Annotated in this window: 30 protein-coding genes and 1 pseudogene; 10 read left to right on the forward strand and 21 right to left on the reverse strand. The window is 47.6% G+C overall.

Features of this window, described 5'->3' with window-relative positions; all coding sequences use genetic code 11:
- The first annotated feature begins 361 nt into the window (after window positions 1-361).
- The 6 genes from MPF33_10830 (at window position 362) to MPF33_10855 (ending at window position 3,294) form a co-directional block, all read left to right on the forward strand.
- Complete coding sequence (locus MPF33_10830) at window positions 362-523, forward strand: hypothetical protein (GenBank protein MCI2415714.1); 162 nt, start codon at window positions 362-364, stop codon at window positions 521-523.
- Window positions 524-1,013: 490 nt separating this feature from the next.
- The gene (locus tag MPF33_10835; GenBank protein MCI2415715.1) at window positions 1,014-1,397 is read left to right on the forward strand and encodes a hypothetical protein; all 384 of its coding nucleotides are present in this window, start codon (window positions 1,014-1,016) and stop codon (window positions 1,395-1,397) included.
- Window positions 1,398-1,405: 8 nt separating this feature from the next.
- Window positions 1,406-1,723 (forward strand): hypothetical protein, encoded by a 318-nt coding sequence (locus MPF33_10840; protein ID MCI2415716.1) that lies wholly within the window; start codon window positions 1,406-1,408, stop codon window positions 1,721-1,723.
- Between the two features lie 51 nt (window positions 1,724-1,774).
- On the forward strand, window positions 1,775-1,996 hold the full coding sequence (locus tag MPF33_10845; protein ID MCI2415717.1) for a hypothetical protein: 222 nt from the start codon (window positions 1,775-1,777) through the stop codon (window positions 1,994-1,996).
- A 682-nt stretch (window positions 1,997-2,678) separates the two neighbouring features.
- Window positions 2,679-2,918, forward strand: a complete 240-nt coding sequence (locus MPF33_10850; protein ID MCI2415718.1) for an AbrB/MazE/SpoVT family DNA-binding domain-containing protein — start codon at window positions 2,679-2,681, stop codon at window positions 2,916-2,918.
- On the forward strand, window positions 2,908-3,294 hold the full coding sequence (locus MPF33_10855; protein MCI2415719.1) for a type II toxin-antitoxin system VapC family toxin: 387 nt from the start codon (window positions 2,908-2,910) through the stop codon (window positions 3,292-3,294). Before MPF33_10850 ends, MPF33_10855 begins: the two co-directional genes overlap by 11 nt.
- Before the next feature lie 351 nt (window positions 3,295-3,645).
- Here the strand turns inward: MPF33_10855 and MPF33_10860 are convergent, their stop codons facing one another.
- The 13 genes from MPF33_10860 to MPF33_10920 form a co-directional block, all read right to left on the reverse strand.
- The gene (locus tag MPF33_10860; GenBank protein MCI2415720.1) at window positions 3,646-3,807 is read right to left on the reverse strand and encodes a hypothetical protein; all 162 of its coding nucleotides are present in this window, start codon (window positions 3,805-3,807) and stop codon (window positions 3,646-3,648) included.
- A 44-nt stretch (window positions 3,808-3,851) separates the two neighbouring features.
- On the reverse strand, window positions 3,852-4,064 hold the full coding sequence (locus tag MPF33_10865) for a hypothetical protein (GenBank protein MCI2415721.1): 213 nt from the start codon (window positions 4,062-4,064) through the stop codon (window positions 3,852-3,854).
- 290 nt (window positions 4,065-4,354) lie between these two features.
- Window positions 4,355-5,290, reverse strand: coding sequence for a hypothetical protein (locus MPF33_10870; protein MCI2415722.1), 936 nt, complete (start codon window positions 5,288-5,290; stop codon window positions 4,355-4,357).
- Between the two features lie 1,164 nt (window positions 5,291-6,454).
- A complete protein-coding gene (locus MPF33_10875) occupies window positions 6,455-7,201 on the reverse strand; it encodes a DUF4143 domain-containing protein (GenBank protein MCI2415723.1) in 747 nt (248 codons plus the stop codon).
- Entirely contained in the window at window positions 7,201-7,551 is a 351-nt protein-coding gene (locus tag MPF33_10880) for an AAA family ATPase (protein ID MCI2415724.1), read from the reverse strand. Before MPF33_10880 ends, MPF33_10875 begins: the two co-directional genes overlap by 1 nt.
- A complete protein-coding gene (locus tag MPF33_10885; GenBank protein ID MCI2415725.1) occupies window positions 7,548-7,715 on the reverse strand; it encodes a hypothetical protein in 168 nt (55 codons plus the stop codon). Before MPF33_10885 ends, MPF33_10880 begins: the two co-directional genes overlap by 4 nt.
- A gap of 402 nt (window positions 7,716-8,117) precedes the next feature.
- A complete protein-coding gene (locus MPF33_10890; GenBank protein MCI2415726.1) occupies window positions 8,118-8,399 on the reverse strand; it encodes a hypothetical protein in 282 nt (93 codons plus the stop codon).
- Window positions 8,400-9,171: 772 nt separating this feature from the next.
- Window positions 9,172-9,726: a hypothetical protein gene (locus MPF33_10895; protein MCI2415727.1), complete on the reverse strand. Its 555-nt coding sequence runs from the start codon at window positions 9,724-9,726 to the stop codon at window positions 9,172-9,174.
- The gene (locus tag MPF33_10900; protein ID MCI2415728.1) at window positions 9,714-10,019 is read right to left on the reverse strand and encodes a hypothetical protein; all 306 of its coding nucleotides are present in this window, start codon (window positions 10,017-10,019) and stop codon (window positions 9,714-9,716) included. The genes MPF33_10895 and MPF33_10900 overlap by 13 nt, the downstream gene beginning before the upstream one ends.
- A 129-nt stretch (window positions 10,020-10,148) precedes the next feature.
- Window positions 10,149-10,601, reverse strand: a complete 453-nt coding sequence (locus tag MPF33_10905; GenBank protein MCI2415729.1) for a hypothetical protein — start codon at window positions 10,599-10,601, stop codon at window positions 10,149-10,151.
- Between the two features lies 1 nt (window position 10,602).
- Window positions 10,603-10,743 carry a hypothetical protein gene (locus MPF33_10910; GenBank protein ID MCI2415730.1) on the reverse strand — a complete coding sequence of 47 codons (141 nt, stop codon included), beginning with the start codon at window positions 10,741-10,743 and terminating at the stop codon, window positions 10,603-10,605.
- A 600-nt stretch (window positions 10,744-11,343) separates the two neighbouring features.
- A complete protein-coding gene (locus MPF33_10915; protein MCI2415731.1) occupies window positions 11,344-11,631 on the reverse strand; it encodes a nucleotidyltransferase domain-containing protein in 288 nt (95 codons plus the stop codon).
- Between the two features lie 46 nt (window positions 11,632-11,677).
- Window positions 11,678-12,145, reverse strand: coding sequence for a HEPN domain-containing protein (locus tag MPF33_10920; protein MCI2415732.1), 468 nt, complete (start codon window positions 12,143-12,145; stop codon window positions 11,678-11,680).
- A 269-nt stretch (window positions 12,146-12,414) separates the two neighbouring features.
- Here MPF33_10920 and MPF33_10925 point away from each other — a divergent pair, with 269 nt between their 5' ends.
- Window positions 12,415-12,525 carry an antitoxin VapB family protein gene (locus MPF33_10925; protein ID MCI2415733.1) on the forward strand — a complete coding sequence of 37 codons (111 nt, stop codon included), beginning with the start codon at window positions 12,415-12,417 and terminating at the stop codon, window positions 12,523-12,525.
- 115 nt (window positions 12,526-12,640) lie between these two features.
- Window positions 12,641-12,829 carry a hypothetical protein gene (locus MPF33_10930; protein ID MCI2415734.1) on the forward strand — a complete coding sequence of 63 codons (189 nt, stop codon included), beginning with the start codon at window positions 12,641-12,643 and terminating at the stop codon, window positions 12,827-12,829.
- Window positions 12,830-12,939: 110 nt separating this feature from the next.
- Here the strand turns inward: MPF33_10930 and MPF33_10935 are convergent, their stop codons facing one another.
- Both MPF33_10935 and MPF33_10940 read right to left on the reverse strand, forming a co-directional pair.
- Window positions 12,940-13,239 (reverse strand): hypothetical protein, encoded by a 300-nt coding sequence (locus MPF33_10935; protein ID MCI2415735.1) that lies wholly within the window; start codon window positions 13,237-13,239, stop codon window positions 12,940-12,942.
- A 209-nt stretch (window positions 13,240-13,448) separates the two neighbouring features.
- Window positions 13,449-13,616, reverse strand: coding sequence for a hypothetical protein (locus tag MPF33_10940; GenBank protein ID MCI2415736.1), 168 nt, complete (start codon window positions 13,614-13,616; stop codon window positions 13,449-13,451).
- A 622-nt stretch (window positions 13,617-14,238) separates the two neighbouring features.
- Here MPF33_10940 and MPF33_10945 point away from each other — a divergent pair.
- Complete coding sequence (locus MPF33_10945; protein MCI2415737.1) at window positions 14,239-14,598, forward strand: hypothetical protein; 360 nt, start codon at window positions 14,239-14,241, stop codon at window positions 14,596-14,598.
- Between the two features lie 64 nt (window positions 14,599-14,662).
- Window positions 14,663-14,845, forward strand: a complete 183-nt coding sequence (locus MPF33_10950; GenBank protein MCI2415738.1) for a hypothetical protein — start codon at window positions 14,663-14,665, stop codon at window positions 14,843-14,845.
- Between the two features lie 165 nt (window positions 14,846-15,010).
- On the opposite strand, the gene MPF33_10955 is transcribed toward MPF33_10950, so the two are convergent.
- The 6 genes and pseudogenes from MPF33_10955 to MPF33_10980 all read right to left on the reverse strand — a co-directional run bounded on the left by MPF33_10955 (window position 15,011) and on the right by MPF33_10980 (window position 17,728).
- Window positions 15,011-15,298: a hypothetical protein gene (locus tag MPF33_10955; GenBank protein MCI2415739.1), complete on the reverse strand. Its 288-nt coding sequence runs from the start codon at window positions 15,296-15,298 to the stop codon at window positions 15,011-15,013.
- A 347-nt stretch (window positions 15,299-15,645) separates the two neighbouring features.
- Complete coding sequence (locus MPF33_10960) at window positions 15,646-16,365, reverse strand: SRPBCC family protein (protein ID MCI2415740.1); 720 nt, start codon at window positions 16,363-16,365, stop codon at window positions 15,646-15,648.
- A gap of 474 nt (window positions 16,366-16,839) precedes the next feature.
- On the reverse strand, window positions 16,840-17,001 hold the full coding sequence (locus tag MPF33_10965) for a hypothetical protein (GenBank protein ID MCI2415741.1): 162 nt from the start codon (window positions 16,999-17,001) through the stop codon (window positions 16,840-16,842).
- A 273-nt stretch (window positions 17,002-17,274) separates the two neighbouring features.
- Window positions 17,275-17,508 (reverse strand): cytosine permease, encoded by a 234-nt coding sequence (locus MPF33_10970; protein MCI2415742.1) that lies wholly within the window; start codon window positions 17,506-17,508, stop codon window positions 17,275-17,277.
- Window positions 17,501-17,665 (reverse strand): hypothetical protein, encoded by a 165-nt coding sequence (locus MPF33_10975; GenBank protein ID MCI2415743.1) that lies wholly within the window; start codon window positions 17,663-17,665, stop codon window positions 17,501-17,503. Before MPF33_10975 ends, MPF33_10970 begins: the two co-directional genes overlap by 8 nt.
- A 54-nt stretch (window positions 17,666-17,719) precedes the next feature.
- Window positions 17,720-17,728 (reverse strand): annotated as a pseudogene (locus MPF33_10980) (hypothetical protein).
- Window positions 17,729-17,826 lie beyond the last annotated feature (98 nt).

Here is a 17,826-nt window from a genome sequence, read left to right on the forward strand (position 1 = left end):
CAATTTCCTCTTTTGATGACCACTAGGGAAGAGCCTCACAACTGCGGTTTTGACGCTTCCGGAATTGCGGGAGTAATCTGGCTCCTCATCTTTAGTTCACCAAAGGAAGCGTCATAAAAGGAAATCGTTTTTATACTTTAAAACCTTAACCCCGCCAGGCGGGTTTGTCTTCTTTTTTATCATTTAATGTTATTTACCAATTCTGGTCCCTTCTTTGCTATGAGGTAAGCTGAAGACATATGCCTCTCGAAGACGGGTGTTAACATGACGTTCACGTCAACCGGTCTCGTCGGAAGTAATACGCTAGGCTCGTTAACGAAGACCCCTTCTTAGTCAACGTATTAGTTAACGGGGAGCTATAGTGAACACTTACAGCTTCGACTTGGAGAGGTTGAAGGATAACGCGATGAGGAGGGCCAAGGAACTGATCGAGGAGTACTACGAGAGGGAAGAGCTTTCCTCAGTTACTAGCCTCGTGTATTACTACTTGATATCTAAAGGGGTTTTCCCAAAGGACATCTAGAAGCTTCTAAGATTTTTGGCACCCCCAACCCTAAAGGCGTAGACGTTAACGCAATTAAGGGAACAGTTTGTGGCAACTTGATTGATCCCCCTTCTACCAATCTTTTTCCACCTCACCAACAAAGAGGTACAACAGTGGGGTTCTCTTCCACAAACGTTCCCAAAGAATCCCACTTTCCCCACACGCCTTTCCACTTAGACCTACCTATGCAGATTCGGTTCTAAATTACAAGAAGTTAATTGGAAAGTACTTCCCTTACGATTATCAGCGGAACATCTCCAGTCCATCCACGTTGAGCATGAGGTTGTTCAGCTGGCTGATAACCCCGCGTTAAAGCTTTGGCGAAGCTATTAAACTAGTGGTACCACTAGTATGTGGTTCTTGTTCGGGAAGCCTACCGAGAACCCCTACGGGAGGGACAAGGAAGTGGACACGTTAGTGAGGTTAATCGAGGGAAACCAGCCCACGGCAGTGGTGGGGGGTCAGGAGGGTGGGGAAGATCTCAATCCTCCTCTCAGCCCTAAAGAGTGTGGGGAGGCCAAAGGTCTTCATCAACGCGGAGGACTTCGTGTTGGGGGAGAAGGGCTTCGCCCTCAACGAGTTCGTGGCCAAGTACGTAAACGAGGCCGTCTACCAGGTCCTTTCGACGCGGAAGGGACTAAAGGCGACCATGGAAAGGCTATTCCTCCAGGCTAAGGGACAGGTGAAGTTGCTGAGGGACGTCTTGGGGGCGGTTAAGGTCACCCTCAACGTGCATGAGGTGTCCTCTACCATAGAGGTTCTCCTGGACAAGGTGGAGAAGGGGAAGAGGATAGACGAGGAGTCCTCCCAAGCCCTAGACATCCCAGAGGTGTTGGCTGGGAGTTTTGGGTAAAGCTAGCGGTGGCAATAGACGAGTTCCAGTACTTGAGGTTTGCAAAACAAGGCCTCCCGGAAGTGTTTCACAGGATGAGGGCAAAGTGGCAGTTCCACAATAACGTGACGTACGTGGTCTCTGGCTCTGAAGTCTGGATGCTACAGGCGATGGTGGGGGACAGGAGAGAGCCCTTCTACTTCTTCTACGTGATGGGGGTAATGCCCTTTGAGAGGGAGACCTCCGTGTCCTTCCTCGAGGAGGGGTTTAAGATTGGGGGAGTCAAGGTGGTAAACAAGGGGGACGTGGAAAGACTGGTCGACTTCATCGACTGCTTCCCAGCGTGACTCAACCTAGTTGGGATAAGGGTCGCCTACAAGAGGTGGACAGTCGAGGAGGTGGTGTCAAGGCTCCCCCTCGACGAGAACGTGAAGGTGAGCGTGGAGAACGACCTCAAAAGGCTCTCGCCTTCAACGAGGAAGGTGCTGTACAAGTTGATTCTGGCCCAAGGGAGGCTGTCGGAAGTGAACGAGTCAGAGTGGAGGAAGATGCAGGCGATTAAGAGCTTGACAAACTACGGGATCGTGGAGAAGGTGGAGAGGGGAATGCAAGGTCGTTGATCCCATGATAGTCAACTACGTTAAGAGCGTGGGAAGTAGTGGACACTAGCGCGTCAAGTGCGATACGTTATGAGACTCCCTGTCCTTCAAGATCATGTAAAACCTTTAAGAGCCCCATTGGGGAGGACTAACTCTGCCCTCTCAAGTAGACCAGGAACAAACAACTAGCTGAACGTGGCCCCTTTACGTTACTGACTCCGGCACCGTTGTCTGGCGGTTGTTTGTCGCTAACACCTCCTCGCGAATTATGAGTAGCGTTAGAAGCATTGCTTACAAACGTCTTTTAATTAGCCTCTCCTTCGTAAAGTCCTACTCACGTCCACGAGCTAGAAAGACCCTCAGTCCTTTAACAACTTCGGAGTAAGGTCAGGGTGCACGGCATGAGGAATGGGCTGTAAAAGCGAGGACAGTCTGGCCCCTGTGAAGACCTACGTGTGCACATACTGGGTCTTGGAGCTTACGTCACGCGTCCAGAGATGCCACGGGGTTAAGGACAAATTATGGACTCGTGAAGCTACGCTGAGGTGGCAGAAAAGAGGACGTAAGAACCCATAGTTGAGTCGTGGTACCTACGATGAACCCCTAGTTCAGACTTTGGAGGGCCTTTGGCGTCGTTCACTAAGGCGCGACCTAACTCAGCGTTACTCAAAGCTTATAAGTATGGGTAACATAGTGGGTAAATATGAAGGAAGAAATCGCAGTCATGGACGAGAGGGGAAGGATCACGATACCGAAGGAGATCAGGGAGAGGATAAAGACGAGGAAGCTGAGGGTAAGGCTTGAGGGGAACAAGATAATCCTGGAGCCTGTGGTTGAGGATCTTCGTAAGTATTACGGCGTATTTAGGAAAGACTTAGGGGACGCAGACGTGGACGAGTTATTGGAGGAATCCCTCTCTGAGTTGATGAGGGATGACATCTAGGTACTTCGACGTCAACGTGTTCGTCTACTACTTGACGGGGGACACGAAAAACGGATCTAAGGCCATGGCTTGGCTCTTCAACACTGACGAGAGGTACACTTCCTCGGTAACTCCCTTCTTGGTCACAGTGGTTCTTGGTAAGGTCCTTGGAAGGTCTTTGAGGAACTACGAGCTCTTGAAGACCGTACTCGACGCCCTCAACTCTATGGGAGTCAAATACCTTGACCTGCCTCCTTGGGAAAAGATAGCGGAGGTTATGCTGAAGTATAAACTGGACGTTGAGGACTCCATACACGTGGCGACGGCAGCGGAAAACGGGCTAGAGATGGTGAGCAACGACGAGGAGCTGAAAAGCAAGGTGAACGCCGTGTTCTAGAGAGTATTAGGAACACGGTGTTTCTAGGTCGAGATGACGCCAGGTTTAAGAACCTTTTATAGCCCTATGCCCCTAATTTTTGCCTCTCTCAGAATACTCAAGGAATCTCTTGTGGATCGCCAGGGCCATTTCTTTGACGGAGATTAAGTCACAACACAGGGTTTAGTCGCCATAGCGTCGGTGTCTAGATGGTACTTTCTCTTCATAATACTTCATGAAATCAAGCACTTCAGTAGCCGGGGAACTCAACGTAATTGTCAGCGTCGAGGTGTGCCGTGACTAAAACCAGTTCGTCGTCCCGGTTTTTGGCGATCACGTACCTTATTTTCGCGCAGGACTTGAAATGTACGATCACCCTCCATCTCTCAACTTCCCCCTTCTCACGTTATGTACTTGGGGTGTCCCCTTAACTCTCTCTAGGAACGAGATCACCTCGGTCCCTAAAGGGTCCACGTCGTTGAACTTTTTCATGTAGTTCCTTATGTCGTTTAGGTGCTCAGAGAAGACCAGCAAGCTTCAACACTTTTTCCGCTGTCCATCACGTCCTTTACCTCTATCTAGAACCTCGACGGCCTGTACAGTTTGTCCATCTCGATTACCACCTCCCCCTCCACGTGAGCCCAGTGCTTAGCTTCGCCCTCCTTTAGGTCAACGCGTATCCAAACGTCCTCTGCGTGGACCCTAGACATGGCCCTTATCCTAGAAGCCTCTGACAGAAGCTCCTCTGGGGTTAAGGGTATGTCAATCACGGGTCTACCGCGTTCCTTCAAGTATTTGGCATAGTCCTCTAGAAACTTGGCGTACTTTTCTAACTCTCCTTCTACGTAAGATAGTCTGTTTAAAAAACTATAAAGCTTCTTGAGGAGACTAAAGCGCTCTCAAGTTAGTGACAAAGTTCCTGCGCTAACGTTGACACAGCCACGTGAGAAGCCCGCTTATCGACCGTCATTACTGAGCTTCGAAGTATCCTAGCCCCCATGGAAATGTCAAACCCATTAAAAATGCGAACTGTTGTCATTAAAGTTAAGGCAGAGGAGATTTCCAGTGACACACTATCGTCTTACTGCTCCTCTTCTATTACCTGAGAAGTGATCACTATAGCTCCCTCCTTTTCAGCCTCCTCTTTGACGTCCTTCTCGATGTAGTTTGACACGATGAAGAACTTCACCGGCTTCTTGTAGATGGCGGAAAACAGCTTTACCCTGTTCCTCATCTGCTCCAAGACCCCCTCGTCAGCGTAGTTCTTCACCTCGAACACGTAGACGTAATCGTCGGTCTCGTAAAAGTCCACTTCGAACTCCTTGTCCTTGTCCACTACGCCTATGGTGTCCTTTATCTTTCCGTGTTTGACGTTGCTTGGGTCTACGCCGTGGAGTTTTAACGCCTCTCTATACACGTTCATTATTGCTCTCTCCAGTCCCTTACCAGCCCTGTTGGTAAAGGCTCCTATTTCGGTGCTCAGTTTCAAGATCGCTTTCTGCAACGCCTCTATTGCCCTAGATTGGGTGTCTAATGCCTTCGTGTGCGCCTCAATCACTTCGCCTTGTTTCTCGATCGTCCTCTGCATAGCCTCAATGGCCTTCGTGTGCGCCTCAATCACTTCGCCTTGTTTCTCGATCGTCCTCTGCATAGCCTCAATGGCCTTCGTGTGCGCCTCAATATTTTTCTGAAGATTTTCAATTATTTCCGTATGTTTCTGAGTCACAACATTTAAATTCTTGACCTCGTTTTGCATTTCCCTTATCGACTCTGTGTTGTCCTTGATTGTCTGCAGGATGTTGCTCATTGTCCTGTCGTTCTGGTCCATTTTCTCCCACAAAAGGACTATGTGGTCGGTGTTCCTTTGAACCGCGTTAGTCAGTTCGTTAAGTATCTTGTAGATATCGTCAAATTTGTTCAGGACAATGTCGTTTCTTATCTTCTCGTACAGCATGTTGGCTACTTTTCTGGCGAACTCGTCGTTGCTGACCAAAGCCCTAACGATGTCCTCAGCCATTACTAATTACTCTCCTTTAGCACTTAAATAGTTTATATAAGGGGGTCAGTACTCCGTGCAAAAGCCTATATGCTTTTTATTTTGAGGGTGCACAATGAAGCCTAAGAGCAGTGTAATGTAGGGAAGGGCATCAAATGAAACTCCCCATGTCCTCGTATGGAGTTCAGCTCCCATAGGTGGCATAAGTAGTAGGATAGGGGGAAGGAGGTCGAGGATTAATATCAAATATCATGAAGTCCTATGAAAGATCTACCCCTTATAGAACCCCTAGCTGAAGAACAGGTGGCATGAACTCTCTCCTCCCTTGGCTCGAGAAGTACCGTCTTACTGCTATTGAGTAGTCTTCTAAATACTTTATGGGATTATTGCTTAATACGTGTGGGAAATACCGCTACAGAATAGGAATTAGAGCGAGGATCCGTTTTCATCACTTAAAGTTATGAGCATTATATGGGTCAACGTGTTTGGCTTGTATGAAAGGTCTACAAGGCTCTAACGCTGTTCGGAGAAAGGTTAAGGAAATCTGGGGAAGTGGATGAGAGGAAAAGAAAGTTTTTATGGAATTCTACTGCGCCAAAAGAAGGAGGCCTTGAACAGGATGTTCGGCGCCATTACCGATGAGGAGGTCGAAAATGGAGAAGGTCGCGAGGTTCAGGGAGAACCTTAGGCCGAGGTAGTTAGAACGCGACGGTTGTTGACTTCAACATAATGATAAGGAGAAAGAAGGAGGACCTGGTCGATCTGGACTCCATAAAGGCCTTGAGCTGTAGCGTGGTCACTACCTTGTCTCGCGTCTTCAAGGCGATTAGGTTCGGACACACTACTCCCTGAAGTCAGTGGATTGTTGTCATAGGAGTACTTGCTGTGGGAAGGATAGGCCAACGCGGACTTCACGGGGAGGGCTTCCGCGTCCCGTCTTCTCGTAACGACGTTGGCCTTTCGAGTGTTGACCCCGGCAAGGATATACAGAAGGCCCTTGAGCTCTACCCGAGCGACCTCCTACCTTCCTCCGACGTCTTCAGAGGATTTACCCAACTAAGAATAACCACAACAGTGCTCTTACAGCCTAACCGCTGCACCCCAGCTACCCGCGTGGTGAAGGGCATGATGTGGGCCCGCTAAAAACTAGGCCCCCTCTCCCAACCGTCACCGTGAAAGCAGTGCTCAGCCCTTGTCGTCCTCAAGCAACCACTTCCACAGCGGTACAGCCCTCACCCCCTTTACCTCTCCAGAGTAGTCCCAGGTTATGATCAAGGCGTCGTCTACCTTGAGCTGGGACTTGGCCTCCAGTATCCCCTCCACTTTCCTCTCTTCCACTCTATCCGTGGCATATGTCACTTGGATCAATGTCGTGGGGTTGAAGTTCTTCGCCACAACGAAGTCTATCTCCCTCTTCCCCTTCCAGTAGAACACCTCTTGGTCCTTGAACCCCCTCCTCCTGAGCTCTAAGTACACGGAGTTCTCCATGGCGTGCGAGATCGAGGACTCAAAGCCTAGAGCAGTGACGTACCCGACGTCGATCAAGTATAGCTTCTTTGGGTTTGCCTTCCTCTTCCTCTCGCTCTTCTTGAACTCCTCCACGGGAAACGAGAAGTACGTCTCCCTGGCCATGTTGAACAGCTCCAAGACCGTCTCCTTCCCTACTTTAAGTCCCAATCCTTTCAAGTATGCATAGACGTTGTTCACTGTTATGGGCCTAGCGTAGTTTGAGACCAAGTAGCTGGCGAAGAGCGATGCTATTGTCGGCTTCACCGAGGAAAAGTTTCTGATCACCACGGATTCGAAGTAAGACTTCAACAGCCTGACCTTCTCCCTGTCATCCTTCTCTAGGACTACTGCAGGTAGAGAACCGTAGTGCAGGAACTCCTTGAGAAGGGAGAGTACCCTCCCCCTCTCAGGGGTGTACTCCATTAGTTTGTCGAACCTGAAGCCCTTAAACCTGAGGAACTCCCTGAACGAGAGGGGTAGACCTCGTAGTTAACGCTCCTCCCCCTCAGCTCCTCGGCTATCCTCAGGGGTGTGAGCAGGGAAGAGGAACCGGAGAGGCATACCCTGGAGTTGAGCCTCCTCCTGAACCAGCTCCCATATCCCTCCACGACCTGCACCTCGTCCAGGAGGAGGTACTTCGGTTGCTTTCCTGTAAGCTCAACAAAGACCGTTAAGGCCCTGTCCAGGTCCTCTACCTTAAAGCCCTTAAGTCTGTAGTCCTCGAAGTCGAGGTAAAGCACCTCGTCCTTTGAAGCAAGGCCTCCGTTAATCACATCTTGGATGGTTTGGAAGAGACGAAGGTCTTACCGCTCCTCCTCCCTCCTGTCACCGTTATCACGTAGTCTTTGTCCAGGGGGAGGGAGACGTCCCTCCTTATGACGTTTGGGAGCGGTGAGGTAAGCCACTCTGCTATGTAGCTCCTAAGTCTGTCCTCCACATTATCCGTTAAGGGGACTGAGTAATAAGTCTAATCCAGACCAGTTTTACGTCTCACTTGGTCTGTAAGAGACCAGGTTTTTATACGAAAGTTGAGAAAAACATCTTTCACCATTCGCTTGAACACCATTCATATTCCCAGGATCACGACCTCCATTAAGCGGTCTAAACGTTCATCAGCAAGGACTGTTCTGTCACACTCTTACCTTTAAGGTTAACTAGTGGTTCTTATCTCCTCTGTTCAAATAAGCGTAAAGAAAAGAAGTGTCTGGTACTATCATTTCCACTCCATGATCAAGTTAGCTAAGAAGTCTCCCTTTAGCTTGCAAGGAGACTCTATGGCAAATTTCTCCCTTTCAACCTCTATCGTCGAATCTACTATGTCCCATATTGTGAGGCCTACCTAGGTGCCCAAGATGGTCTTTACCGCTGTATCCATTGTTTGGTCGTAAGATGCCTTGAAGTCGCTGGGGAGCAGTAGTGAGCTCAAGGCCAGGGTCGTCACTATTTTACCAAACGACAATACGTTGAGAACCTCTGAGACTGAATACTCTTCTACGTCAATCTTCTCGCATATAATTTGTAACAAGTGCTCTAAGTCCTCGTAGGTCTTTGATTCTTCTCCCTCGAGCGTGAAGGAGTAGGTCTTTCCCTGCGCCTTGTATTTTGCTATAAGCTTTACCATGAGGTGAAATGTGCTGGTTAGCTATTTGGCCTTTGTACAGTGAGTGGTGTCGAAAGGTCTCCCTCCTCGAAAAGCAGATATGGATCCTGCATTAGTCGTCTCCCTGGTCTTGACTACTTCTCGTATAGGTCGTCGTCTCTCGTCTTAATAACCCCTCGTCTGAAGGACTAGGTTATCATGGGACGGGACTCAAGTTGCACTTTGCATGCGTGGGGCTTCCATGAGAGGTTGGCGTCGACGACGTAAAGGAGAGGTTAATTGAGAGGACGTAGGAGGTTAAGATGGCATTAACGAGTGTCGTTTAAAGAGGGTTGGTCAATGATTGCTTCTAGCGTAACTACTATTTGAAGCTGTGGTGGTCAGGAGAGAAGACACTGTAATATTCTAGCTATACATCAAGCAAAAAACTCAAAAAAGAATCTGAATAGCTTTCTCTATTTTAGATAACCTAAAAGCGGTATTCAACCCCCTTTACTTAACGGCTTTATACTCCTTATCGGTTGGTTGAAGATTATAGCTATATCTACATCTAGACCTAAAGAATGTAGTCGAATTGTTTTTAATTTTCCCTTAACCCAAGAGGTAAGCGTCTGCGTGGCTATATCTCCACTACTAAACTTATCTACAAGTTTTTGCCGGTCAGCCATCAGTTGCTATCTTCGGCTACGTGCTGTTGTAGAGGGAATTCCACTTAGTGTCACGCTTAGCGAAAAGGATAACTAGGAAAACCCTAAGTTACGACGTAAGGTCATAGAGCTAGCTGGAACGCGTGTTAATAGTAGCAGTAGGTCTTCTTGTCTTTCCTGTTAACCCAGCACGTGTTAGGCATAACGTACAGCGCGTGGTTCGGCGGTATAGACATGAGCTCCCAGACGCCCTTAATCTTAAGCGCTGTCCAGCTTTCCATAGACGGATTAATTACCTCTAGGATTCCGCCTTCCCTCATTGATACCCTACCTCCGGGTGCTACTAGACGGTCATGCGTAATCCATTCCGCGTTCCTCGGCTCCTCGAAGCACATGCCATCAGAGCATATCATCTTGAAGGGATAGTGGGGGAAGGGTAGATGGAGGTATATCTTGTATCCAGTAGACAGTTCCTTTAGAAACGCAGGCCTCCACTCCGCCTCTCCAGCCTCAGTAGGGGTCCTCACCCTCTCCCCTTTGGGCGATACCCTGGCTACCTCTAGTCCTTTACTGGGGTCTAAGAGAATTTCGGTGTTTCCGAAAATCACGTAAAGATAGAACCTCGACACTGATATTCCACTAGAGGTCACAATGTGTAATTGAGTTATGGTAAATACCTTACCTACGTCTAAGAAGTGCAAGGGGCCCACACTTCTCGGGGCTCGCCCTTAGGTGGCGAGGGGGTCAAATTCTTCAGGTCGAGTTTGTCGTTAATATCGAACCTATGTACGTGCACGTGGGGTCCGTGATCGTGAAAAACAACCTCAACGCCCAGCCAAGGTAGCTCTAGTCTTACCACATCGCCTTTATTGTTCACCTTGATTGACCCTAGTCTCTGCTTCACACTCAAGTGCTTGTAGAACTTAGAGTAGCAGGGCATCTTGGAGTTAAGCAAAACTATTGACTCAACGGAGAGTTCAAGGGCAAAGAGCAATGTTAAGTCTTCATAAAAGATAAACGGATAGATAATATCCGGCCACGGCAATTCTGGCCGTAAGGGCAACCAGTACCACACATACCTTAGCGTTAAGAAGCAAGGGTCTGGAATGATTGGCTGGGCTTCTCAGTCCTCTAACCTCTTTCCCTTGACGAAGTCAATAGTTATCTTTATAGAGTAAGCTGTGGTCCTGGCCTCTCCATCGCACACGTCAACGTTAACGTTACACCTGTCAGCCCAGTGGAGCCTCTCGTGTAGGACTATTGAGATGGTAGTCATTACCCTCACTGCCCCTTTTATAATTCTAAACAAGATCCCCCTAGGGCCCTGTTTCTTCACCCAACTGTGCATGAAGTCTCTGTCTAAGGTCTTGGATAAGAAGTTGACCGTGGACAGCGCCACTGGGCTAGCGAGTTCATTAACGTAGTTCTCAATCCTGTCTACGTTATAAAATATTGTGCCTCGGTTTGGGTATTCACAGCAATGAACGGCCAGGCGCTCGTAACACACCTGCGAAGGATTCCTTATGGGGGACTGCTTTCCCCATTTCGGCCAGTCCTCCGGCAACAACCTCATCATCTCAGGGTTTTTCGATTTTTTCGTTAAAAGCCCTCTCTATTTCCTTTATGTTTATATTTGAGGAGGTGAATTCGTCACGCGTTGGGACGTAACCAGTTGCGTACTTTGTGCAGTCTATCCCGCACCTGCCACACTCCGACATAGGGATAGAAATATCTTTCTTTTTTAACTCTTGGAAACAATGATTAGTAACAACTTCAATAGTGAGACTATTTTAAGGAACTATTAAGAATTCAGATTCACGTTATACCAAAAATCTAAATAGAAGGAAAGGCAGAAGGGTGCTCGACTCTTGGATGGTATTTGGAAGAGCGTCACTCTGTCATCCTTGAGCAAGGTCCTGTCAGCGATCATTGAGTGTTAAGGTCTAAAACGTCATACTGGTTAACGTAAAGTACTTGTTCTCTTTGTCCCTCTCTCGCTATAAGCCATTCCAACTTCATCCCTTAGAAAGTTCAAGTTTTCGTAGAGCCAATAGACGAAAACGTTAGTGCCAACACAGATCTTGCCTATTCGCGTTTTCCGCGTTTCCTCGTATAAGGCTCGGTCAGCGGTTTTGCGAGTATTGGGAGCCTTTGAATACACTTAAGTTTTTCCAGCTACGTTTGAGGAGTCTCAATAAGATCGTACTGCCTTCCAGTTCAGTGTCCTCCATTGCTTCCCCTTGTCCCTAGCTTATTCTGAGCAAAGAAGGTAGGTTATACCGTTCTAGTTGTCGACTTTTACATCCATTCTTCCTAACCTAATAGACGTTGATCTCTACGAGCTTCCTAGCCACCTTGAAGTATTTTTCTGCCCTCTCCTTGTCCACCACGTGGAGTTCCACAGGGGCGTCAAACGGTAGGTTGTAGATGTCCATCGCCCTGAGCATTATATTCATCCTCAGTTCCTTGACCTCCCTGTCGCTCAGCTTCCTCTCAGAGACTACCAGGACGTCTATGTCGCTCAGCACTGTGACCCTCCCCTCAGCCACCCCGCCGAACACGTAGACCTTACACTCGGGGCACAAGTCCTTGGTGGCCCTCGCCACTTCCTCGGCGTACTCCCTCCACCTCCTTAAGTGCTCAAACTTGTACTTAACCCAGCTTGACGCGGTCCACCACCTCGTCCAGGAGGGCTATCAGCTTTTCAGCAAGCCCCAGCGACTCCTCGGCCTCCTTGACGTCGTACTCCACGTCCTCGTACCTAGAGCTTATGTAGGCGTCCTCTATCTTCAGCAAGTTGAGCCTGTTCTCCCTAGTGAACTCCGAGACCCTCAACGAGAGCTCTTTGTACCCATTCTCGTCCAACAGCTTAGCTAAGTAGCTCAACAGCTCCCTTACACCATGGCCAGTGTACTCCTTACCGAAGAGCTCGAGTATTACCCCCTTGACGTACAGTTGGATAGTCTGTTCTACGTGAAACAACGCGACGTCGTAATACCCCTTGGCTAGGTCCTCATTGGCGTCGTCTAAGAACCTCCTGGCCCTCCTCTTCAGCCTTTCAACCCTCAGTCCGCTCATCACCCTAGATACCCATCTCACGAATATAACGGTTTCCTTCATCGATCTCTGCATTTCGACTTTTCACTAAAAATTCGTGGTCACGGACGTAGATGTCTAGACTTAACCACTAAGAAGATCCAGTAGGAAAAGGTCATGTCTCTAGTCGCTATAAGAAAGTATTCCAAGCTCCAACGAGGTTAGCCTGCGGAAGTGTTGAGTTTGAGGCAGAAGATGGTCGTCGATATCTTCACTGGTTTCACCATGCCTGAGACTATAACGTGAGCTAAACCTTGAGCCAACTTTTTACTCGTTTAAACATGGTAAAGACCATGACCACACATAACGAGGCTTACGAGAGCCTCTTAAAGGAGAAGAGTGAAGGGAAGAGCTTTTCCGACGTTATGCTTAGGCTGATAAGGGGGAGAGTGAGGAAGTCCTAGCCGGGGCTTGGGCAAAGGTATATAGCTGGTTCGTGGTCAAGAAGCATTCCATACCTTTCTCAGCGACAATACCGACCATGTTGAGGTACGGGATCTTGACGATAAATCCGAATATGTGGCGTACAACTCCACCATAGTGTTCAGCAACTTCAACGAGTTCAACGCAAAGTCGAACTTCACTTCTGAGTTCTACGCCCTCACGCACTATAACGCAATGGGCGTTTCCTACAACATCATAGGCGGATTGAACTACTTCATTTCAATCCCTTTCGGGATGCATCTTTTATTACATATTAGATCATAATCTAGTACTTAACTCTTACTTTCAATCCCTTTCGGGATGCATCAACATAAGTACCTTGAACATCCCCTCGCTAGGAAGACTAGACGCCTAGGTCGGGTAGGCCTACAATTCTACTTGACCTTCAACTTATACTTCTCCTCAAGTTCCTTCATTTCCCTCTCTACGGAGTTCAGTGCCTCCTTTAAGTCCTTCTCAATTACCGCTAGTATCTCCAACTTAGCCTGTGGAGGGAGGTTCTCTATTAGCTTATCTATGGCATCGTCCGAGACCCTGGCCCTACTCCTCCAGAACATTGTCCTCTTCTGCTCCCCTACTATCTCCCTAATTTTATCGGGAGGTAAGTACCTCAATGCCTCGCTGTAAATTTGCCTCCTCACGTTGTTACTCATGTAAAACACGTAGCGTTTCATACATCTATTTTCTAAAAGCAAAATTTTAAACTTTGCTGACAAAATCTAGAACTCTTAACAAACGGCAAATTTCTCCCTTTTTCTTGAGATCCACAAAGGGCAAAAAGCTGAAGAAAGTTTTCCTGGCTTTACTGGAAAACCTCGATTAAACTAAGGTACGGGCATTCACAAAGGGATTAAAAAGGGTAAAAGGCAGTAAACAAAGAGGTTTAGCCTTTGACGGCCTGCTTGTCCTTCTTCATTACAAGACCTCCTATTGAGCTCAGGAGGGAAAACTCAGTTGGGATAGCTAGTCCAAGGGCACTGCCAGCTACCAGGAAGTCCCTGTCGTTCTTGTAGGTACCGTACAGCGTCCTCAGCCCGGAGACTATTCCCATCTTAGGTATACCAACGCGTTGCCTCCCTCTACTTTTAGTCCGTAGAGGTAGCGGTCTAACTGGTGCCAGTCACTAGGTCCACTATTCCCGCTATTAGGGTTATTACACCTCCTACCACCGGCAGTATCCTGCTTATCATCTAGCCTTCACTTGGGGTGAGATTAATTAAAAGTGTTAATATTTTTGACTTAAATTCCGTAATATAATAGAATCTTTTCATCAATTTACCTGAATTAAATCAATATATTTTATAATAATCGCGCTAAGCTAGCTAAAAGATGCAAAGTTTTACGGTGATAGAACAAGCAAAAGATATATATATGAATTTAAGTTAAAACTTTGTCTTTAAAACAATTTATATAATAGACAATTTTTATCGGTAGCTGGTTAAGATAGATGTGTGCTATCTTGTTTTGACGAAAAGAACGAGAGCCTTGCCCTTTAGGGTGGGGAAGAGGTCAGCGTCAGAGCTCAACCTCGCAAGTAGCGCGTCAATTTGACCGCCATTGAAAAGTATGCCTAGCTCAACGGCAAAAAGGAAATCCCCGCCCCAACTTCTGAAAAAGAGTAGCCCCACGTTATTTGGGGAAAATCTTAAAATTTTCGCGATTAACCATAGTTTATGAAGATCCTTTTCGTGATAATGGACGACCCATCAAGCTTGTCGGAGTCAATTAAAGCATCCCACGCCCTACACTACGCCGTTGAACTAGCGGACAAGGGACACGACTCCTTGGTATACTTCGACGGCCTCGGCGTTAAGATACCCATTTCCGAGAGCCCCTACAAGGGTTTGAGGCCTGCGTATGAGAGAGCACTCAAGAAGGGGATAATACTGGGTGCGTGCGGTTACTGCGCCTCTCCCCCTCACCTGAACGTCAAGGAGAAGGTATCCTCACAAGTTAAGCTCATAGGAGACGAGGAGCACCACTACGCGTTTACCGACCTAGTTGAAAAGGGTTACCAGATAGTCATTACTTAGCCTAAGACAAGGAGCCTTATCTCTGTGCTTTAATGCTTATATCCGATAAGGAAGAAACTACTCCATGGTCTTCCAGAGGTGCTACATGTGTAAGAACGCTTGTGGCATCACTGTCTCGGTGGAAGGGAAGAGCGTAAGGGTCTCAGCAAGCAGAAATCACCCCCAGCCGGGTATCTGTGGTAGGGGGGCTGCAGGGCCCTACCTCCTCACTCACCCAGACAGGCTTAAGGGTCCCTTGGTAAGATAAGGGGACTCCTTAGTACCTTTCAATCCCTTTCGGGATGCATCCGGTCTGACAACCCTCTTGCGCGGCAAGGAGCTCACAGGGGAAGTCCCCCTCGTGTAAGTCCCAGGAGCTCTAACTTATTTCCTTCAGAGGGTTTATAAGCTATCGCTTACCCTGAGCCAAGACTCAGTTGTACTTCTGCTGGAAGATCAGCCTCTCCAAGTTCCTTACCCTCTCTTCCAACTCCTTCGCCCTCCTGCCTAGTTCCTCGTACTCGCTCTCGTACTTCGCCAGCCCCTCCTCCAGCCTCTTCAAGTTCTCGTTCATCCTCACCTGGTCCTCGACCAGCTTCTCAAACTCCAGCAACACCTTTACCAGGATCTCCCTGTCCTTGTCAGTGAGCTCTACCTTCTTGGTTAGCTTGTACAAGAAGTAGTCCACTATCTCTCTTACCTGCTTCACTAGGTCGTCCATAAATAAAAGTCGAGAATGGGGTATATAACCGTGACCGTGTAGCAAACCCTATGACCCCTACACTCATATGCTCTCATTCCAAGGTAATAAGTCATAAGGGTGGGGGAGGACGGAGAGAGTGAAAGGGTTGCTCTTAAAGGCATCATTTTCAATGGTGGTCTTTGCCTTCCGCTCCTCTCTTGAAGCGTATACGCTAGCTCCTCCTCCTATCTCGTTATCTGGGTAAAGGCGTTGCTATTTAGGTCTGTTTCGTCAAGATGTGAGGAACACCGTTGAGTCCCCGCAAGGGAATTGCCTTAACCAGTTTAAACCTAGCTGTAGGTACGATAAGGACGCTAGGTGCTCCTTTACCTGACGTCCTTCATAACCTTGACCTTTATCTCCCCTTGCAGCGAGTCCATTTCCCCTACTCTTTGCACTATTCCCCCTTCATCTATCCTAAGTTCCACCACGTGTGTACCGTCGTCCAAAGTAAGTCGGAGAGGCATCGAAAAGCTGAGTTCGAGGACCATGAGCACGAGCTCGTCCAGCTCCTCCCTATTTACCACAAGGGGCTCGCCGGTCACCGCTGAAAGCTCGAGGGTAAACCTGTCCAACTTTCTCTCCTTCATCTTTTTCCCTCCTCCCTTCCCTTTTACTTCCCTCCTCGCCTCCTCGGCCACCCTCGCCCTCTCCACTTCCCGCTTGAACCTCTCAACCCCATCTACGTACAATTCCTCTGCGACCTTTTTTGCCAAAGCCTCAAAGGGCCCCTCGTACTTCCAAGTTAGCTCTACGAACGTCTCGTGACCTACTGGTTTCAGGGAGAACTTCAGGCTTGAGTCCAACTTTAGGGGGCCGAGGGACTTCTTGACGTAGTAGACCACCTCGTTTTTGCGTATCTCCCTCGTCACCACGAGGCTTACCGTAAAGACCCAGGAGACGGTGAGCTCCCACTCGTCCTCCTTAAGCTTCCTCAACTCCTTGAAGTGGGGGACGTACTTCAACAAGTTATAGGGATTTTCCAAGAACTTCATGACCTCGTCAACGTCTGTCCTTACCTCAATAAGGCGTGTAACTTCCTCCACACCTTCTCTGTTAACTAGAAGTAAATAAGTTTGCTAAATGGTCTGCGGGGTCCCAAAGGAATCAAGTTTCAAGTTAAAATCTCTAATTCTATGTGTGACAATTTCATTGGCCTACTTAAACTTGGTTTCCCTATCATCTCGAGTAAATCACGTTGCGCAGGATAAGGAGACTTTCACCTAGTTATTGTGTTCATTGTGTAGATTATTGAGAAAAGCTGACGACGTGAGCCCAGCGCGTTGGGCTTATATATCGTGTCGTCCTTTCTTTATTACCGGAACGGCTCTTTCCAGAACGAACTTGTACGCTAATCTTAGTCCTATGTTTTTAGGGAAGGGACTTGAAACTATAGCCGTCGTGAAAAGAACGTTTAGGCCAGTAATTTTTTCCATCAACTCGTACAAAAGCTGTCCTACTGGCCTGGCTATCTCTTCTTTATCCTTTGACTTAAAGTCAGTGCAAAAATTTGAGACTTTCTAAACTACTACAAACTCTTTCATATGTATTTCAGTCACTCCTACACAGCCGTATTTCTCTAGGACTTCATTAAACTCCTCTAGTCTCTTCAACTCTTCTAGATTTACTGTAACAGCAGACTCTGCATAGACCTTCAACTTTCTTTCCATACTTTCATCCATGAATATGAACTTCGTAGTTTTTTATGAGAGCTGTATATTTATAATTTTATTCTGTTTAATATACCATCCACCCACTGCCAAATGTAGGGGCCTAGCCCTCAACCATTGGATTCCTTCGAGCCCGATAGCTGGATTCACATCTCTAAAAATCTTACTCGCCTGAAAGCAGGTCTCCTATTGGGTGGGCAGTCTTCCGAGTGTATACTTAAAAACTACTATAATTTGTGTTAACAAAGCGTGTCGAAGACCAAAAATGTAAAAAAAGTGAAACACTCACCTTTCTTTTTCTTGCCTGCTTATTACCAAGAATGTCACCATGCTTACTAATATCGCAAAATACCATCCGTAGTCATATACCAACGATAACGAAGGGATTGCAACACTTACTAACGAAAATAGACCTCCAATTATGGTGGATACCAACGCCTTTACGTTTATACCTTCTTTGTACCAGTACACCCCTCCTGGCTTAAACAAGTCGATCAGCTTCATGTGCGTCTTATCCATGATCCAATATTTTCCTCTGACCTACTCCCCTCCCTGCGAGGGTTCTGCCTAGGTCTAAGGCGTTACTCCCCTTTATGGGAGTTACTCCGTTGAGCGTTACAAGAAAAGAAAGAGGCTTCCTCGGTACGTCTACAACTTTGTTTATACCTAGTTTCACGATATTAAGCACACAATTGACGTCGCTGTGAAGTTTATGGCCAAGAGGACAGTTTACGACACCACTGGGATTTCTGTCAACCTTAACGCCGTGGTAGGCGCAGAGCCGCGAAGTATTGTACTCACACTAGAAACGTGATTATGCCGTACTAGTGAAGCTTG

The sequence above is a fragment of the Candidatus Aramenus sp. CH1 genome, assembly GCA_022678445.1.
Lineage (GTDB): Archaea > Thermoproteota > Thermoprotei_A > Sulfolobales > Sulfolobaceae > Aramenus.